The 16,691-nt window shown below is 74.1% G+C and carries 13 protein-coding genes; 9 read left to right on the top strand and 4 right to left on the bottom strand.

The window, feature by feature from the left end:
- The first annotated feature begins 41 nt into the window (after nt 1–41).
- The 3 genes from IOD16_RS15590 to ligD are packed head-to-tail and all read left to right on the top strand — an operon-like array spanning nt 42 to nt 2,742.
- Nucleotides 42–656, top strand: coding sequence for a hypothetical protein (locus tag IOD16_RS15590; protein WP_148088659.1), 615 nt, complete (start codon nt 42–44; stop codon nt 654–656).
- Nucleotides 656–1,768, top strand: coding sequence for an MFS transporter (locus IOD16_RS15585; RefSeq protein ID WP_123741421.1), 1,113 nt, complete (start codon nt 656–658; stop codon nt 1,766–1,768). The genes IOD16_RS15590 and IOD16_RS15585 overlap by 1 nt, the downstream gene beginning before the upstream one ends.
- 29 nt (nt 1,769–1,797) lie before the next feature.
- Nucleotides 1,798–2,742: a non-homologous end-joining DNA ligase gene (gene ligD / locus IOD16_RS15580; protein WP_123741420.1), complete on the top strand. Its 945-nt coding sequence runs from the start codon at nt 1,798–1,800 to the stop codon at nt 2,740–2,742.
- A 128-nt stretch (nt 2,743–2,870) separates the two neighbouring features.
- Here the strand turns inward: ligD and IOD16_RS15575 are convergent, their stop codons facing one another.
- Nucleotides 2,871–3,692 (bottom strand): bifunctional DNA primase/polymerase, encoded by an 822-nt coding sequence (locus IOD16_RS15575; RefSeq protein ID WP_201440633.1) that lies wholly within the window; start codon nt 3,690–3,692, stop codon nt 2,871–2,873.
- 217 nt (nt 3,693–3,909) lie between these two features.
- Between IOD16_RS15575 and IOD16_RS15570 the strand changes: the two genes are divergently transcribed.
- From IOD16_RS15570 to IOD16_RS15560, 3 genes are read left to right on the top strand one after another with little or no spacing between them, the layout of a single operon-like run.
- Nucleotides 3,910–4,440, top strand: a complete 531-nt coding sequence (locus IOD16_RS15570; RefSeq protein WP_201440632.1) for a hypothetical protein — start codon at nt 3,910–3,912, stop codon at nt 4,438–4,440.
- Between the two features lie 10 nt (nt 4,441–4,450).
- The gene (locus IOD16_RS15565) at nt 4,451–5,182 is read left to right on the top strand and encodes a class I SAM-dependent methyltransferase (RefSeq protein WP_201440631.1); all 732 of its coding nucleotides are present in this window, start codon (nt 4,451–4,453) and stop codon (nt 5,180–5,182) included.
- 40 nt (nt 5,183–5,222) lie between these two features.
- A complete protein-coding gene (locus IOD16_RS15560) occupies nt 5,223–8,069 on the top strand; it encodes a DEAD/DEAH box helicase (RefSeq protein ID WP_201440630.1) in 2,847 nt (948 codons plus the stop codon).
- A 45-nt stretch (nt 8,070–8,114) separates the two neighbouring features.
- Here IOD16_RS15560 and IOD16_RS15555 read toward each other — a convergent pair whose 3' ends face one another.
- Nucleotides 8,115–9,278, bottom strand: a complete 1,164-nt coding sequence (locus tag IOD16_RS15555) for a hypothetical protein (protein ID WP_201440629.1) — start codon at nt 9,276–9,278, stop codon at nt 8,115–8,117.
- A 263-nt stretch (nt 9,279–9,541) separates the two neighbouring features.
- On the opposite strand from IOD16_RS15555, the gene IOD16_RS15550 reads away from it, so the two are divergent.
- Nucleotides 9,542–9,934, top strand: a complete 393-nt coding sequence (locus IOD16_RS15550; RefSeq protein WP_148088658.1) for an ATP-binding protein — start codon at nt 9,542–9,544, stop codon at nt 9,932–9,934.
- Nucleotides 9,935–9,983: 49 nt separating this feature from the next.
- Here the strand turns inward: IOD16_RS15550 and IOD16_RS15545 are convergent, their stop codons facing one another.
- Entirely contained in the window at nt 9,984–10,982 is a 999-nt protein-coding gene (locus IOD16_RS15545; RefSeq protein WP_236595007.1) for an alpha/beta hydrolase, read from the bottom strand.
- Between the two features lie 465 nt (nt 10,983–11,447).
- On the opposite strand from IOD16_RS15545, the gene IOD16_RS15540 reads away from it, so the two are divergent.
- Together IOD16_RS15540 and IOD16_RS15535 are read left to right on the top strand one after the other, a co-directional pair.
- Entirely contained in the window at nt 11,448–12,299 is an 852-nt protein-coding gene (locus IOD16_RS15540) for an SAM-dependent methyltransferase (RefSeq protein WP_201440628.1), read from the top strand.
- Nucleotides 12,299–14,458: a putative bifunctional diguanylate cyclase/phosphodiesterase gene (locus IOD16_RS15535; RefSeq protein ID WP_201440627.1), complete on the top strand. Its 2,160-nt coding sequence runs from the start codon at nt 12,299–12,301 to the stop codon at nt 14,456–14,458. Before IOD16_RS15540 ends, IOD16_RS15535 begins: the two co-directional genes overlap by 1 nt.
- On the opposite strand, the gene IOD16_RS15530 is transcribed toward IOD16_RS15535, so the two are convergent.
- A complete protein-coding gene (locus IOD16_RS15530) occupies nt 14,448–16,526 on the bottom strand; it encodes a glycosyl hydrolase (protein WP_201440626.1) in 2,079 nt (692 codons plus the stop codon). The genes IOD16_RS15535 and IOD16_RS15530 overlap by 11 nt on opposite strands.
- Nucleotides 16,527–16,691: the final 165 nt, after the last annotated feature.

The raw sequence follows: 16,691 nt of genomic DNA, 5'->3' as shown, positions 1-16,691 counted from the left end.
CGCACCACCCCACGTGCGGCCTCACCGGAAGGTGCACCCCGATGATCAACTCAGTAACCGCCGACCACGCGGACGAGGCAGGAGCCAGGGCCGAGACCATGGCCAGGTTCCTGCGCGACGTACCCGTCCCCTTCACCCGCGTGCTGTCCCTGTGGGTGGGCTACCGCCTGCGCCGCGACCCCCGGCAACCCGACGCCCGGCACCACCTCACCCCCCGACAGGCCCACCTGCTCGGCTTACCGCCGCACACCGCGGTGACCCGGCGCGAGGGCTACCTGGTGCCCCACCTGGGCGACCACGGCCCGCGCCTCGCCGCGATCACCGCGCTGGTGCACCAGCGCGGCCTCGAGCTGGACGAGCCCGGCCGCGACGAGCTGGCCCGCGGCTACACCCCGCTCGGCATGTTGGTCACCGGAGCCCACCGGGCCACGCACTACGCGAGCACCACCCGTGCGCCCGACGACCCCGACTTCGCCGACCCGCTGCCCGACGACCCCGACGACGTGCCCGCCCTGTGGTGCCAGGCCACCCTGCTCAGCGCGGGCAGACCGGTGGCCCTCGTGCGGGAGACCGTCTACCGGGTGGCGTTCACCGGCCGCCGCCCACCCGACCTGACCGCCTACCTGACCCCGGCCCCGCCCCGACTGGTGTCCTGATGCGCGCCCGGACCGCCGCGCTCGCCGCGACGACGGTGGCGGCGGGGTCCAGCGGGTACGTGGTCGCGGCGGTGCTGACCGAGGTCGCGGCCGACCACGGCGTCACCACCGCCGCGGCGGGCCAGACGATCACCGCGTTCGCCCTGGCCTACGCGGTCGGCTCGCCCGTGCTGGCGATGCTCACCGCGCGGTTCGAACGGCGGGCGCTGCTGGTGGCTGCCCTGTCGGTCGCGGCGCTGGGCAACGTCGGCGCGGCGCTGGCGCCGACGTTGGACCTGCTGCTGGTCGCCCGCGTGCTCACGGCGTTCGGGGCGGCGCTGGCGACCCCGGCGGCCACGGCGGTCGCCGCGCAGCTGAACCCCGGGCACAAGGCCAAGGCGATGGCGGTGGTGACGGCGGGCCTGACCGCGGCCACGCTGCTGGGCGTGCCGGCCGGGCGGCTGGTCGCCGACCGGTTCGGCTACCGGGCGTCGTTCGTGCTGGTGGCGGCGCTGTGCGTGGTCGCGGCGCTGGTGGTGCGGTCCGCCGTGCCGCCGGTGCGCCCGGGACCGGCGGTCGGGTTCCGGCAGCGGCTCGCGCCGCTGGCCGACCCGCCCGTGCGACGGCTGCTGGCCGTGTCGCTGCTGGCCTGCCTGGCCACGTTCAGCGTCTACGGCTACCTGGGGCCGATCACCGGGCAGCCGCCCGACAGCGGTCACCTGCTCGCCTACGGCGTCGGCGGCGTGCTGGGCAACGCGATCGGCGGCGTGGCGGCCGACCGCCACGGGTCGCGCACGCCGTTGTTGGTGGCGCTGGGCGGTTGCGCGGCGGTGCTCGTGGTGCTGCCGGCCCTGCTGGCCGGGCCGACGGCGTACGCGGTGATGGCCGCGTGGGGCGCGTTGTTCTGGGCGTTCAACCCTCCCCTGTTCGCGGCGCTGGTGGCGGTGGACCCGGACCGGGCGAACCTGCTGCTGGCCCTGAACGCGTCCGCCATCTACACGGGCATCGCGGGCGCGGGGGTGCTCGGCGGCGCGGTGGCCGCGCCGGCCGTGCCCCTCCTGGGTGCCGCCGTCGCCGTGGCGGCCGTCGTGATCGCCGCCACGAACCGCGAGAGGAGGCTGGTGACGCGCTGACCGACGCGATCCGGGTTAGGTTTGCCCGCATGGCCGGAAAGGTGCCTTCGGTGGAGCTGGAGGTCGGGGACCGCGTCGTGCGGATCTCGAACCCGGATCGCGTCTACTTCCCCGCACGCGGGGAGACCAAGCTCGACCTCGCCAACTACTACCTGTCGGTCGGCGACGGCATCGTGCGCGCGCTGCGCGAGCGGCCGTGCATGATGCACCGCTTCCCGTCCGGCGTGGCCGGGGAGAAGGTGCACCAGAAGCGGCTGCCCGGCGGCGCGCCGCCGTGGGTGCGGACCGTGCGCGTGCACTTCCCCCGGTACGACCGGCACGCCGACGAGCTGTGCGTGACCGACTTGGCGGACGTGGTGTGGGCGGTGCAGATGTCGACGGTGGAGTTCCACCCGTGGAACTCGCGCGCCGCCGACACGGAGAAGCCCGACGAGTGGCGCATCGACCTCGACCCGATGCCGGACTGCCCGTTCGACCGGGTGCGGCGGGTCGCGCACGTGGCGCACGAGGTGCTGGCCGAGCTGGGCGCGGTGGGCTGGCCGAAGACGTCGGGCGGGTCCGGGCTGCACGTCTACGTGCGGATCAAGCCCGAGTGGGGGTTCGCCGACGTGCGGCGGGCGGCGCTGGCGTTCGCCCGCGAGGTGGAGCGGCGCGCGCCCGACGACGTGACCACGGCGTGGTGGCGGCGCGACCGCGACCCGCGCAGCCTGTTCGTCGACTACAACCAGAACGCGCGCGACCACACGATCGCCAGCGCCTACTCGGTGCGCGGCGTGCCGGAGGCGACCGTGTCCACGCCGGTGCGGTGGGACGAGATCGACTCGCTGGACCCGCGGGACTTCACCATCGCCACGGTGCCCGCGCGGTTCGCGGAGCTGGGTGACCTGCACGCCGGGATCGACGACGCGGTGTTCTCGCTGGAGCCGTTGCTGGAGTGGGCCGACCGCGACGGCGACGACGTGCCGGAGGAGTGACCGCCACGAGGCGAGGCGGCGCCGGCCGACCGGCGGAACGTCCGTCGCGACCGATCTCGGCGCACCCGTGGCCGGGTCGGTCGGGGCCGAACCGGCGCTTTCCCGCCGTCAGGGGCACGCGGTCGACGTCACCGGAGCACGCGCGGCTGCCGGCGGCCGAGCGCGATGCCGTTCTCCACGTGGTGCAGCGCCTCGCGCCCGGTCCAGCCCTCGACGCCGTCGTGCCTCGCGGCGGCGGCCAGCAGCACCGCCATCGCGGTGGTCTCGTCCAGCCAGCCCGCGCCGACGAGTTCGCCGAGCCGGCACGCGGCGGTGAACAGAATGTGCGCGCGTGCGCCGGGGCGTGCTTCGCGGACGCGTTCCGCCTCGCCCTCCACCACGGCGGCGCGGTAGGCGTCGACCCGGCGCGGCGAGGGCCGTTGGGCCGGGATCGGCAGGTCCTCCCGGGGCGGCGGGGTCAGCACGGCGACCAGCCACCCCGGTGCGGGCGCGACCGGCGCGTCCCGCACCACCCGGTACCGGTGCTCGCCGAGCAGGGAACCGGCCGCGACCACGTACCCGCCGACGCCCCGCGTGTCGACGTGCGGCGCGATCCGGCCGGCGGTGTTGCCCAGCGGCACGTCCGGCGCCTGGAAGTAGCGGTGCTCTCCCCCGCTGGGCGTGGCCACCGTGTAGGTGTCGCGCGGGTCCTCGTCGCCGTGCTGCCAGGCCCGGCGGGCGAACGCCTCGCGGCCGTGCGGCACGTCGAGGTCGACCACGAGCAACCCGGCCGGGCCGCACGAGATGCCGACGTTGTAGGGCCGCCGGGACCACCACTGCCTGATCCGGTCGCGGTCCACGGTCGCTTCGTCGTCCCAGCCGCGCAGCGCGGGCGTCTTCCCGTGCGGGCGCAACGGCACCACGGGCCAGCCACGCTCGGCGGCGGCCAACGCCGCCCCGTACCTGGTCATGCGCGTTCCCCCCTGGTGTCGGGCGACGGGGGAAGCGTCACCGCTCTCCAGTGTGCCGGGGTCGGGGCCGCCGGTACAGGGCCACCAGGACGGAAGTGCGCCGGCGGTCCGCGCCCACTTCTTCGCGAAGCGGCATTCATCCCATCGGGTAGTGGCACTGGTGTCCTGGTCCCATAAACTCGGGTCCAGGGGGCGCGCCATGGATCGCGATGGGGTCATGGAAGACGGTGACCTCGGCACAAGATTCGCGCGCCGGCTCCGGTTGTTCGACGCCAACGCGGACGGCATCGTGCGCCGGCGGGACGTGGCCGCGGTCGCCGAACGGCTGATCCGGGCGTTCCGCGTCGACACCCAGTCGATCGGGGCCGAGCGGATCCGCAGCGCGTACGAGATGCTGTCGTTGGCGCTGCTGGCGGACTTCGGCGACCTGGCCCGGGACGAGGTCGCGCTGCCGGGGTTCACCGCGGCGCTGGCGGCCGACCCCGCCCGGATGGCCGGCCTCGGCCGCCGGATCGCCCGCACCGACGCGGCCGCCGTGCGGGAGTGCCTCGCGCCGATCGGCGAGGTCGTGAAGGCCGAGAACGTCGCCGAGGTGGTCGTGGCGCTCGGCGCGCACCCCGGCCACCAGCCCGTGATCCAGCGGGCTCTGGAACGCGACGGCGCGCTGATCCGGCTCAGCGCCGCGATCCGCCCCTTCGCCGACCACTTCACCGGTTGCGGCTATCCGGGGCTCTACGGTCGGCCATAAGGTCGCGGGCATGGCGGAATCGGACGACCAGTACGACGCGCTCGGCGAGCTCTACGAGCGCACCAAGCACATCCCGACCGGGTTGGCCGAACGCGCCACGCTGCTGGCCGCGTTGCCCGACCTGCGCGGGAGATCGGTGCTCGACGTGGCCTGCGGCACCGGCTTCTACCCGCGCGAGTTCCGCCGCCTCGGCGCGGACCCGGTGGTCGGCGTCGACTCGGCGAACGAGATGGTCTCCCACGCCCGCGAGGCGGAGAGGCGCGCTCCGCTCGGCATCACCTACCACCGGCACGACGCCGACGCCCTGCCGGTGCTGGGCGTCTTCGACGTGGTGACCGCGATCTGGCTGCTCGGGTACGCCGAGGACGAGGCCGCGCTCGACCGGATGATCGGCAACCTGCGCGCCAACCTCGCACCCGGCGGCACGCTCGCCGTGCTGGTGCCCAACCCCGACCCGGACTGGGACGTGCTCGCCGACTACGCCCGCTACGGCTACGAGGTGATCCGCACCGGGCCGGGCGGCGCGCGGCAGCCGGTGGTGGTGCGCGTGCTCGGCGACCCGCCGTTCGACTTCGACTCGTTCTACTGGCTCGGCGGTGTCATCGAGGCCGCGTTGACCCGCGCCGGGCTGCGCGGCGTCACGCGGCGGGCGACCGTGGTCCCCGAGGACGGGCGCGGCGAGGAGTTCTGGGGTCCGCTGCGCCGCAGCCCGAGCTTCGCGGTCTTCACCGGTCGCGCCTGACCCCGGTCCCGTTGTCGGACCCGGGTGGCAGGATTTCCCCGTGACCGTTCCCGCCGTGCTGCGCACGCTGGCCCGTCTCAGCGCCTCCGAGCAGCCGCAGCGGGTCCAGCTCGACCTGACCAGGACGGCCGGGCTGGTGTGGCTGGGCGCGGACGAGTCCGCGTGGCAGACCCTCACCCGCACCTCGGACCCGGCCGCCTCGACGCCCGCGCCGTGGACGGCGCGGGCCGACCAGCGGGAGACCGTCGACCGGTTGGCGTCGTTCGACGCGCTGCACCGGGAAGAACGGCTGCTGCGGCTGGGCTGGGCCTTCCTGTGCGGGCCGGCGACGGTGAACGGTCGGCGCAGGCGGGTGTGCCTGCCGCTGGTCTCCCGGCCGGTCCGGCTGCACCCCGCGGGTCGGCGCGGCTACGCGTTCCACGTCGCCGGCGACGTGGGCGTGTTCCCGCTGCTGGCCGACTGGTCCGAGGCTGCGGAGCTGGAGACGCGGCTGGCCAGGGACGAGGAGTGGATCAGCGCGACGTTGACCGCGAGCGGGTTCGCCGACGTGCCGGTGCTCGGACCGGACCACGACCCGCGCCGGTTCATCGGCGGCGACGAGCTGGTCGTGGTGGCCGGGGCCGGGCTGCACGCGGGTGAGCCGGTGGTCAGCACCGAACGCGGCGCCTCGCTCTACGCGTGGGCACGCCGCGCCGGCGTGGAGCGGACCGCGTTGGCCGGGCTGTACTCCTCGGTCGAGGACTCCCCCGGCGAGGACTCCCCCGGCGAGCACGACGAGGTGGTGCACGGCCCGTTGCCGTTGAGCCCGAGCCAGCGGGCGGCGGTGCTGGCGGCCCGCGCCGCGCCGGTCACCGTGATCGGCGGGCCGCCGGGCAGCGGCAAGACGCACACGCTGGCCGCCATCGCGCTGGACGCGGTCGCGTCGGGCCGTTCGGTGCTGCTGGCCGGCCGGACCCGCAACGCCGCCGACGTGCTCGGCGAGGCGTTGCGACGCGCGGGCGGGCCGGTGCCGGTGCTGTTCGGCGACTCGGAGCTGCGGCAGGAGATGGCGCGCGAGCTGGGCGCCGGGTTGGCCGCCACCACCGGGAGGGGAGAGCTGGACCAGCTCGACCGGAGCCGGACCGACGCCGTCGCGGCGGTGGCCCGGATCGAACGCGCGGTGCGCGAGGCGCTGCGGGACGAGGAACTGGTCGAGGCGGCGGTGCGGTTCGAGGCGCTGATGCCGGCGCACCGGGTCGTGGCGCCGCGCGCGTTCGGCGAAGGCGTCGACTTCGAGCGGCTGCACGGGCTGCTGCGACCGCGTCACGGGCTGTTCGGCGGGTGGCGGACGCGGTGGGCGGTCCGGTCGGCACGGCGGGCGGCGGGCGCGGCGGACTATGTGGCCGCGGCGGACCTGGAGGCGGCGGTGCGGGCCGCCGAGCAGTCCGCCGCGCAGGTCCGGGTGGCCGCGAACGGCGGCACGTCGCTGGACGCCCTGCGCGGGCTGCTGGCCGAGGAGGACGCGCGCGGGCACGCCGCGATCGCCGCGTGGCTGGCCGCCCTGGCGGTCAGCCGTCGTGGCGCGGGGCCCCGGCGCGCGGTGGCGGCGCTGGCGACGGCGCTGAGAGCGGGCCGGGCGGCCCGGCGGCGGGCGTTGGCGGGAGTGTCGCCCTCGGACCTGGTGCAGGCCTTGCCGTTGTGGGTGGGGACGTTGGCCGACGTGGAGGACATCCTGCCCGCCGTGCCGGGCGCGTTCGACCTGGTCGTGATCGACGAGGCGAGCCACGTCGACCAGCCGCTGGCGGCGCCCGCGCTGCTGCGCGGCAGGCGGGCGGTGATCGGCGGCGACCCGCGTCAGCTGCGGCACGTGTCGTTCGTCGGCGAGCAGGCCGTGCGCGAGGCGGTGACCGCGGAGGGCACGGGGTCGTTGGCGGACCGGCTGGACGTGCCGAAGGTGAGCCTGTTCGACGCGGGCGCGGCGGCAGCCGGTGTGCACTGGCTGACCGAGCACCACCGCTGCGCGCCGCACCTGATCGGGTTCGCCGCGACCCGGTTCTACGAGGGCCGGATCGCGCTGCTCACCACCCACCCGTCGGTCGCGGACGTGGACTGCATCGACGTCGAGCACGTCGAAGGCGTGCGCGACGACAAGGGCGTGAACGCGGTCGAGGTGGACGCGGTGCTCGCGCACCTGCGCCGCCGCATCGCCGCCGGCGCCCGCTCGATCGGCGTCGTGACGCCGTTCCGGGCGCAGGCCGACGCGGTGGAGCAGGCGCTGCTGGACCGGCTCGGCCTTGACGAGATCACCGCGGGCGGGGTGCGGGTCGGCACCGTGCACGGCGTGCAGGGCTCGGAGTTCGACGAGGTCGTGATCAGCCTGGCGCTGACCGACGCCGACCCGCCGGCCGCCTGGCGCTTCGCCAACGACCGCAACCTGCTCGCCGTGCTGACCACGCGGGCGCGGCGGCTGGCGCACGTCGTCACGTCGGCCACCGAACCGGTCGGGCTCGTCGGCGAGTACCTGCGGCACGCCGGGGTGGCGCCGACCGAGACCGAGGGCGTCGCGCCGTCCGACGAGTGGACCGCCCGGTTGGCGGCGGAGCTGGCCGGCCTCGGCCTGGCGGCGCGCACCGGCTACCCGGTCGGTCAGTGGCGGGTCGACCTGGTGGTGGGCGAACGCGGGTCGGCCGTCGCCCTGGACACCCGGCCGCACCCGGACGGCGCGGCGGCGCACCTGGCCCGGTGGCGTGCCCTGCGCGGCGCGGGCTGGCGGGTGCGCGACGCGTTCCCCAGCCGCTTCGCCGGTGACCCGGCGCGGGCCGCGGTGGAGCTGGCGCAGGAGTTCGCGCCGGTCCCGGCCACGCCCGTCCGCGCCGCGAGGTCCGCCCCGGTCGACTCCGGGTCGTAGCCGCCCCGAGGACTCGTTGCGGCGGCAGCGCGCCGCGGGCGAGGTCTAGCGCCGTCCGCAGCGGTCCCGCAGTTCGGCGATGACCGCTTCCTCCCGCGCGTTGAGGTCCCCGTCGACGGCGGCGACCCGTTCGGCGGCGTGCACGACGTCGCTGAGATCCCCCGGCTCGGCGTCGACGCGGCGCCACACCTCGTCCGGGTCGAGGTCGACGACGGCGGCGAGTTCCTCGTCGTCGACCTGGTGCCGCTCGCGGGCGAGCCGCGTCAGCCGCTGGAACAGCAGGCGTTCGGCGTCGCCGATCTCGCCGTCCGCGTTGATGACGAGCCACGCGACCCACAGCACCAGCCGGAGGTGCCCGGTGCGCCGGACCAGTGTCTCGGCGAGTTCGACCACCTCCGCCTCCTCGCGGAACACGGATTTGGCGTAACGCCCCGCGGCGATGGTCGTGTAGCGGTTCAACAGGACGGTGACGGGGATCCCGACGCCGGGGATGGCGAACTTGATGATGTTGCGCTGCAGGAGGTGCTTCCCGACGAGCGGAAGGCTCTTCGCGGCGGCGAGGACCGAACCGGAGTAGTACTTCTTCAGCACCTGCCGGACCAGGCCGGGCACGAACTTCAGGCTGCCGCGCGCGACTTCGCCGGCCTTGATGCCGAATGCCACCCGGACGAGCTTCATCATGTCCTCGGGGTCGTCCACGTCCAGGGGGATCCGGTAGATCACCGCGATGTCGTGCGCCAGGCGCAGCTGCAGCTGGGTGATGAACGTCAGGTCGACCATGAACGTGGCGACACCGGCCGGCACGGTGAGAGGGCTGGCGCCGCCCAAGGACCCCACGGTCGCGGCGATCGTCGCGGCGTAGGCGCCGGCGGAGATCCCGCCTTCGAGCATGGCGTACTTCGCCGCCAGGGCGATCTGCTGCCCGACGATGCCGTCCGCGGGCACGCCCTGGTACTTCTCCTGGAAGTACTCCCAGTCGGCTTTCCCGGCGTAGGACCGCAACGCCTGGGCGCAGAGCTTCGTGAACCAACCGCCCGACTTGATGTCGTCCCCGCTCAACCCCGCGACGAACTCCCGCAGCTTCGCCCGCTCCCGTTCGACGGCGTCGCGGTCGACGGCGCTCTCGGCGGGGTTCGCGACGGCGTCCTCGGCGGCGTTGCCGGCGGGGTTCGAGGCGGCTTTGTCGGAACCGGGCAGCACATCGGTCACGGCGGGTCCTTCCCCAGGTGGTTCGGCGGCCCGCAAGGGGGCCGGACAGGGCAGAGGAGAGGCGTGGCCGCGTGGTCCACCGCTCCGGCACCGGGCTCGGCACGACCGGGTCGAGGGCAAGATCGTCGGGTGCGGCCGGGTCGTTACGGAGGGCCGTCCGGTCGTCACCGGAAAAATGTGGTGGAGATCCGGGTTTGACCCGTTCGTCGAACGGTTACCTCGTGCGTGCGCCTTGAGCAGACAGGGTGCCGGAGGAGCGTGCGATGAATACGGTGGACCTGCCTGACGACGGGCTCGACCTGGCGCTGGGCGGCGTCCAAACACCCGACGGCATCGCCGGTTGGGTGCGACAGGTCGCTTATGGGGTAGACGGGAAGCGCGTCGCCGAACTCGCGTCGATCGCCACCGAGCTGGTGGGCAACGCGCGGCGGCACGCGGAAGGGCCGTGGCGGATGCGGATGCGGCGGCTGGACGACCGGCAGGTCCTGCGGGTCGAGGTGGAGGACCGCAGCCCCAGCCTGCTGCCCGTGCTCGGCAGACCGGACCACCCGACGGCGGGCACCGGGCTGCTGCTGGTCAACCGGCTGTCCGTGCGCTGGGGGTTCGACCACCACGAGGACCACAAGGTGGTGTGGGCGGAAGTGCCGATCGGGTGAGGGCGCGGTGGTGCGGGGTCCGCGGCGCGTGCGGACCCCGCACCACCGGTCAGCGGCCCACCTCCTGCGAGACCCAGGAGGAGACCGCCGAGTAGTAGTCCCGCGCGTTGGGCGCGAGGTTGATCGAGTGGCCGTAGCCGGGCAGCGCGTAGGCCCGCAGCGGGGCCCGGAAGTACGGCGCCTCGGCCGCGTGCAGCGTCTCCGACGTCGAGCAGTCCGTGGCCAGCGGGCCGCACACCGCCGCGTCGCGCGAGCCGACGGCGGTCATCACCGGCACGTCGATCAGCAGGCTGAACGGCAGCAGCACGGCGACGCCGAGCCCGTCGACGGCCTCGGTCGGCGAGAAGACGTCCTTGGTGGCTTCCTCCAGCTCCATGACGTCCGGCACGAGCTCACCCGGCGCGTGGAAGCTGTCGTACCGGGTGCCGGGCGCGGTGGTCAGGTAGCCGAGCGGGTGGAGCAGCCCGAACTTCGGGTCGAGGTTGGCCGGGCGGAAGTTCGCGAACGCCGCCGCCACGCCGACCGGGTTCACCCGGTGCGTCATGCCGGTCAGCAGCACGCCGTCCACGTCGTGGTAGGTGCCCGCCTCCACCGCGGCGATCGCCGCGCCGAGCGAGTGGCCGCCGATGACGACCCGGCTGAACCGGGGCCCGTGCGCGCCGGCCCGCAGGCCCAGCACGACCTGGTGCATGGCGTCGGCCTGCGCGAACGCGGTCAGCGTCACGGCGAGGGGCTTCGAGCTGCGCCCGGTGCCGAGCCGGTCGACGGCGAAGGTGGCGATCCCGGCGGCGTTCTGCGCGGCGCGGAACGAGTGCCTGCCGTCCGGGAAGTCCCAGTAGGCGCTGTTGTAGGTGGAGCCGGGGATGAGCAGGTGGACGGTGGTGGCGCCGGTCGGCGCGCACAGCGAGCCGTGCACGACTTCGCGGTGACCGAGGACGGTCACCGGCACGTCGACGTCACGGCAGGGGGCGTCGGTCGAGGCGGACGCGGGCGTCGGCGACGACACCGCCATGAGCGCCACCAGGCAGGCGGCGAGTGAGTACCGCAAGGAAGACGACCTCCATCAGGGAGTGCGACGGGCGTGACGTGCGGTTGTCGGTGACCGGCTCCGGCATTTGTCCACCTCGGTAGGAATTCGCCGGACCGACGCGTGGTGCGGTCAATCGTCTCGGAATACCAGATAAGCGATCGGCCGTGGGACGCGGGTGGGTCGGTCGATGTCGGCCGGGGTTTCGGTAGGATTCGTCGACGGCGCTGACCAGGCCGTTCCCGAAGACCTCACGACCTGGCGGCGGCTTGCCTGAGCAGCGGTAATCACCTCGGAACCGTGGACGACTCGGTTTTGCCGGTGGCCTCGGCGTTCATCGGCGTGCACTCTATGCGCCGTTCGACGCGAAGTGGGATCGCGCATTGGAGTTAAGTTCCCGAATTCGCTGGTGCCCACGCGACCCGAGGAGTTGGATGTCCTGGTCCGCCCCGTCCCCGATCGATTCGCGAAAGCCCGGAGCGCGTCATGAGCGACCTGGACTGGATGCCCGAAGGCGTCGACACCACGGTGCCGAGCGTGGCCAGGACCTACGACTACCTGCTCGGCGGCGCGCACAACCTCGCCGTGGACCGGGCCATGGGCGACGAGATGCTGAAGGTCCTGCCCGGCGCGCGCGACCTGGTCCGGCTGAACCGGTCGTTCCTGCGCCGCGCGGTCACGCACCTCGCCGAACGGGGTGTGCGGCAGTTCCTCGACATCGGCTCGGGCATACCCACCGCGGGCAACGTGCACGAGATCGCGCAGGAGGTGGCGCCGGGCTGCCGGGTCGTCTACGTCGACAAGGACCCGGTCGCGATCGCGCACAGCCGGCTCCTGCTGGCCGACGACGCGAACGCCACGGCCGTGCAGGCGGACCTGCGTGAGCCGGCGGACGTGCTGAGCCGGCCCGAGGTGACCGACCTGCTGGACTTCGACGAGCCGGTCGCGCTGCTCCTGCTGCTGGTCGTGCACTTCGTGCGGCCGGAGGAGGAGCCGGGCAGGCTGCTCGCCCGGTACCGCGACCGGCTGGCCCCGGGCAGCTTCGTGGTGATCTCGCACGCCACCGCCGACGACCGCGCGGAGACGATGCGGCGGGCGGCGGACACCGTGCGCGAGAGCAGGTCGAAGGACAACCTGGTGTACCGCACGCACGCCGAGGTGGCGGAGTTGTTCGACGGTTACGAGCTGATAGAGCCGGGTGTGGTGGGGCACGCGCTGTGGCGGCCCGGCGGCGCGGGCGACATCGCCGACCAGGCCGAGGACAACAACCAGGTCTGGGCGGGTGTCGGCCGCAAGCCCGACCCGGCGGCCGGTCGAGGATCGGGAGGGGACCGCTGATGACCGCCGCGCTCCCCCAGGACGCGGACGGGCCGCGGGCCCGGACGAAGCTCGCCAAGAAGTGGGCCTACCTGCTCAGCTCCCGCACGTTCGTCCCGCTCACCAACGCCGAGCTGGAACGGCAGCTGCTCGGGTTGGTCGAACGGCTGTGCGCGGGTGTCGCGGGCGAGTCGCCGGCGCAGCGCACCGGCCGCGAGGTCGGCGTCGCGCTGGTCGACCTGAACTGCGCCACCGCCGAGGCGCTCCAGGTCTCGGTGGAGATCCTGACCAAGGGCCTGCTCGCCGTGCCCGCCCTCACGCCGCCGGACAGGCTGCGCGAACGCGTGGTCGACGTGATCGCCTCGCTCTCGGCGGGTTTCGTCGACAAGGTCCGCGCCACCGTGCTGGCCCAGCAGGAGCAGCTCGGCCGCTCGCTGTACAAGGCGATGCGCGAGGCGCAGGTGGAGCTCCAGTACGGCGAGGCCAGGTTCGAGCTGCTGGAGCACCACCTGTCCACCGGCATCGCCACCGCCGACCCGGACGGCACGCTGGTGCGGTCCAACGGCGCGCTGGCCCGGATCGTGGACCGGCCGCCCGCCGAGCTGGCCGGGTCGTCGCTGTTCGAGCTGGCCCACCCGGACGAGCGGGTGGCGTTGCGCGCCGACTTCGGGCAGCTGGCCGACAGCGGCACGGCGTCCATCACCCAGCCCCGCCAACTCGTGCGCGGTGACGGCGAGCCGGCCTGGGTGATGCTCACGCTGTCGCCGTTGCGCCGCCTCGAAGGCCGGGCCCAGGTGGTCGTGCTCGTGGAGGACGCCACCGACGTCAACCTCCTGCAGGGCCAGCTCAACCACCAGGCGCTGCACGACGTGCTGACCCGGCTGCCCAACCGCCAGTTCTTCACCAGCAGGCTGGAGCAGGCGCTGCGCACGGCCGACCCGGGCACCGGCGTCAGCGTGTTCCACCTCGACCTCGACGGCTTCTCCCGGATCACCGGCGGTCTCGGCCGCGAGGTCGGCGACCACGTGCTCAAGGTCGTCGCCGGGCGGCTGCAGGCGGTCATGGCCGAGGAGAACGCGATGGTCGCCCGGTTCGGGCACGACGAGTTCGCGATCCTGGTCGAGAACACGCCGACCACGCCCGACGTGGTGACCACGGTCCGGCGGATCAACAACCTGCTGTCCGCGCCGTTCCACTCCGGCGGCGCGCGGGTGGCGGTGTCGGCCACGATCGGCGTGGTGCACCGGCCGCCGCGCGACTCGGCGCCGTCGGACCTGCTCGACTCCGCCGACCTCACCCTGCGGCGGGCCAGGGGCAACGGGCGCAGGCAGTGGGAGCTGTCGGACCCGGCGCAGGACGGCCGGGACCGGCGCGCGTTCAGCCTGGCCGCGACCATGCCCGGCGCGTGGGCGAACGGCGAGCTCCAGGTGCTGTACCGGCCGGTGGTGCGGCTCGCGGACGGACAGGTGGAGTCCGCCGAGGCGGTGCTGCGGTGGGACCACCCGACGTTGGGCGCGCTGCCGCACGAGCAGTGCCTCGCCCTGGCCGAGGACACCGGGCTGATCGTGCCGCTGGGCACGTGGGCGTTGCGGACGGCGGGCGAGCAGGCCAGGTCGTGGCGGCGGGAGCTCGGTCGGGACCTGCCGGTGCGGTGGGCGTTGTCGCCGAGCCAGGCGGCGGACCCGGATCTGCACGGCGTGGTGCGCGACGCGCTGGCCGCCACCGGGTTGCCCGCGTCGTCGTTGCGGCTCGGCGCGCCGGGTCGGGCGTTGTTCGGCGGCGAGCGCGGTCAGGCGTCGACCGGGCAGGCGTTGCCGGGCGAGGCGTTGGCCGGTGAGCGCGGCGAGGCGGCCGACACCCTGAAGTACCTGGCCGAGGACGGCGTGGGCGTCGAGGTGGAGGACTTCACCGCCGCGCCGGACGACCTGGCGCGCCTGCTCGACGGGGTGCTGCCGGTGCGGGCGGTGCGGCTGGCCCAGTCGCCCGCCTCGCGGCCGGGATCGGCGGTGGCGCGGGCGTTGGCCGGTGTGCTGGAGGTGGTGCGTGACGCCGGCGTCGGCGTGACCGCCGCCGACGTCACGACACCGGAACAAGCCCGGTGGTGGCGGGAGGTGGGTGCGGACACCGCGTCCGGTCCCCTGTTCGCTCCCGCCGGTCCACCGGACGTGATCACCCGATAGCGCAAGTCAAGGCAGGCGCTGTCGGGGAGCCACTGGCGAGGTAGCCGAAGGTGGTGCTCTCCCCCGGCTTGACGGCCGCGTTCCACGCGAGGTTCTTCGCCGTCGCGGTCGTGCCGTCGGTGGTGACGGTCGCGCCCCAGACGTGCCGGACGCCCTGCCCCGCGGCGAGCGGCCAGGTCACCCGCCAGCCCGCGGACGGCGAGTTCTCCTGGTGCCGCAGGGTGATCTCGACGTGGTGGCCGGTGCCCCACTGCGCCACCACGCGCATGGTCGCGGCGCAGTCGCCCTCGGTCTCCTTGAAATCGGGCAGCTCGTCGAGGGTGACGACGTCGGGGTGGTCGTACACGCGTTGCACGAAGTCGCGCGGGTTGACCACGCCGTCCTGGATGAACGAGCCCGACCAGGTGACGAACCAGGACCAGCGGGCCTGGTAGGCGCGGACCAGGTCGGGGTCGGGGATGGAGCCGACCTCGCCCAGGGCCACCAGCTTGCGGTCACCGCCGAGGTCGACCAGCTTCTCGTACGGGCCGATCACCGGGCCGTGGTCGCCCTGGGGCGGGTAGGAGTCCATGCTGACCACGTCGACCACGTCGTCGCCGGGGTACCAGTCGGGCGAGACGGAGTTCCAGACCCAGATCAGGTTGTGCAGGCCGTGGTGCCCGACGAGCCGCTGGTGCAGCAGCCGGTACAGCTCCTTGGCCGGGCCGGGTCCCTTCGCGCCCCACCAGAACCAGCCGCCCTCGGCCTCGTGCAGCGGTCGCCACAGCACCGGCACGCCCGCGTCGGCGAGCCGCTTGAGCTGCACGGCGATGGCGTCCATGTCGCGGATCAGGAGCCGGTGGTCGGCGGAGGTCGGGTCGGCCAGGGCGGCGGCGAGGTCGAACGTGGTCGCGTCGGTGTAGAAGCCGCGCCACCACTCCTTGCCGGGCTGGTCGACCAGGCCGGACGGCGCGTTCCAGTGCCAGGCCAGGGTGACCGCGCCACCGCGCCGGTCGTGGGCGATGGCGTGGTCGACGTCGTGGCCGACGGTGCCGCGCTCGACCCGGCTGGGCGAGTAGTCCATGAGGTCGTAGCCGCCGATGGCGGGCGCCTTGCCGGTGTTCTGCTCGACCCAGTCGATGCTCGCCTGGTCCTGCTGGCCGGACAGGATGCGCTCGCCGTAGTTGTCGGCCAGGTAGCGCATCAGGCCCTTGGCCTCGGCGGTGGCGGCCGGGTCGGTCAACGCGCCGGTGACCTGGTGCGGTCCGCGCGGCGCGCTGGGCGTCACCTTGATCGCGTCGATCAGGTACCAGCCCCAGTTGTTGGTGATGGTGACCGTGTTGTCGCCGGCGCGGAGCAGGACCTTGCCCGCCGGGACGGACGTGAAGGTGGGGTGCTCGGGGAACTGGACGTCGCCCAGCCCCGCGCCGTTGAGCGAGAGGGACGCCGTCTTCGGGCCGTACGGGGTGGCGTAGAAGATCGTGAGGTCGTGCAGGCCGCCGGGGCTGTCCGGGATCGTGATGGTCACGCTGTCGGCGCCGCTGTCGAAACCGGCGACGTAGCCGCGTCCGGAGAAGCCGGCCACGCTCGACTCGACCACCGTGCCGTCCAGCCGGCCGTCCTCGGCTTCGTGGACGCCGGGCGCGGGGGGCGCGCTGGGTGCGACCTTGATCGCGTCGATGAGGTACCAGCCCCAGGCGCTGGTGAAGGTGACCGTGTTGGCGCCCTCGGCCAGCACCAGCTTCGCGCCGGTGGCCTCGGTGAAGCCCGCGCTCTCGGCCAGGGCCACCTCGCCGACGGGGGTGCCGTTGAGCGAGACCGCGGTCTTCTTGGGCCCGTTCGGCGCGGCGTAGCGGACGGTGAGGTCGTGCAGGCCGCCGGGGCTGTCCGGGATCGTGATGGTCACGTGGTCGGCGGCCTCGTCGAACCCGCCGACGTAGCCGGCGCCGGAGAAGCCCTCGACGGTCGTCTCGACCACGACGCCGGACAGGGCGCCGCCCTCGGCCTCGATCCACTCGCCCGATGCCGCGGCCGCGGCGGGTGGGGCGAGGGTCAGGGCTATCAGCGAGACGATCAGTGACAACCTCACGTCGTTGGTCCCTTCACCGACAGTGGCAGGGGCACGAGCCGCACCGGCCTGGGAGCGCTCCCAGTGCTGTCAGCAGCATAGGGGCGGAGTCGGGCCAGGAGAAGAGGCTGGACGGCAGGCGAGAGTGCCCGAGGCCCCGCGAGGCGGTACGAGGAAGAGGACTTA

It is taken from the genome of Saccharothrix sp. 6-C (assembly GCF_016695385.1).
Lineage (GTDB): Bacteria > Actinomycetota > Actinomycetes > Mycobacteriales > Pseudonocardiaceae > Actinosynnema > Actinosynnema texasense.
Note: the sequence above shows the minus strand (reverse complement) of the source record. Positions and strands in the feature narration are given on the sequence as shown.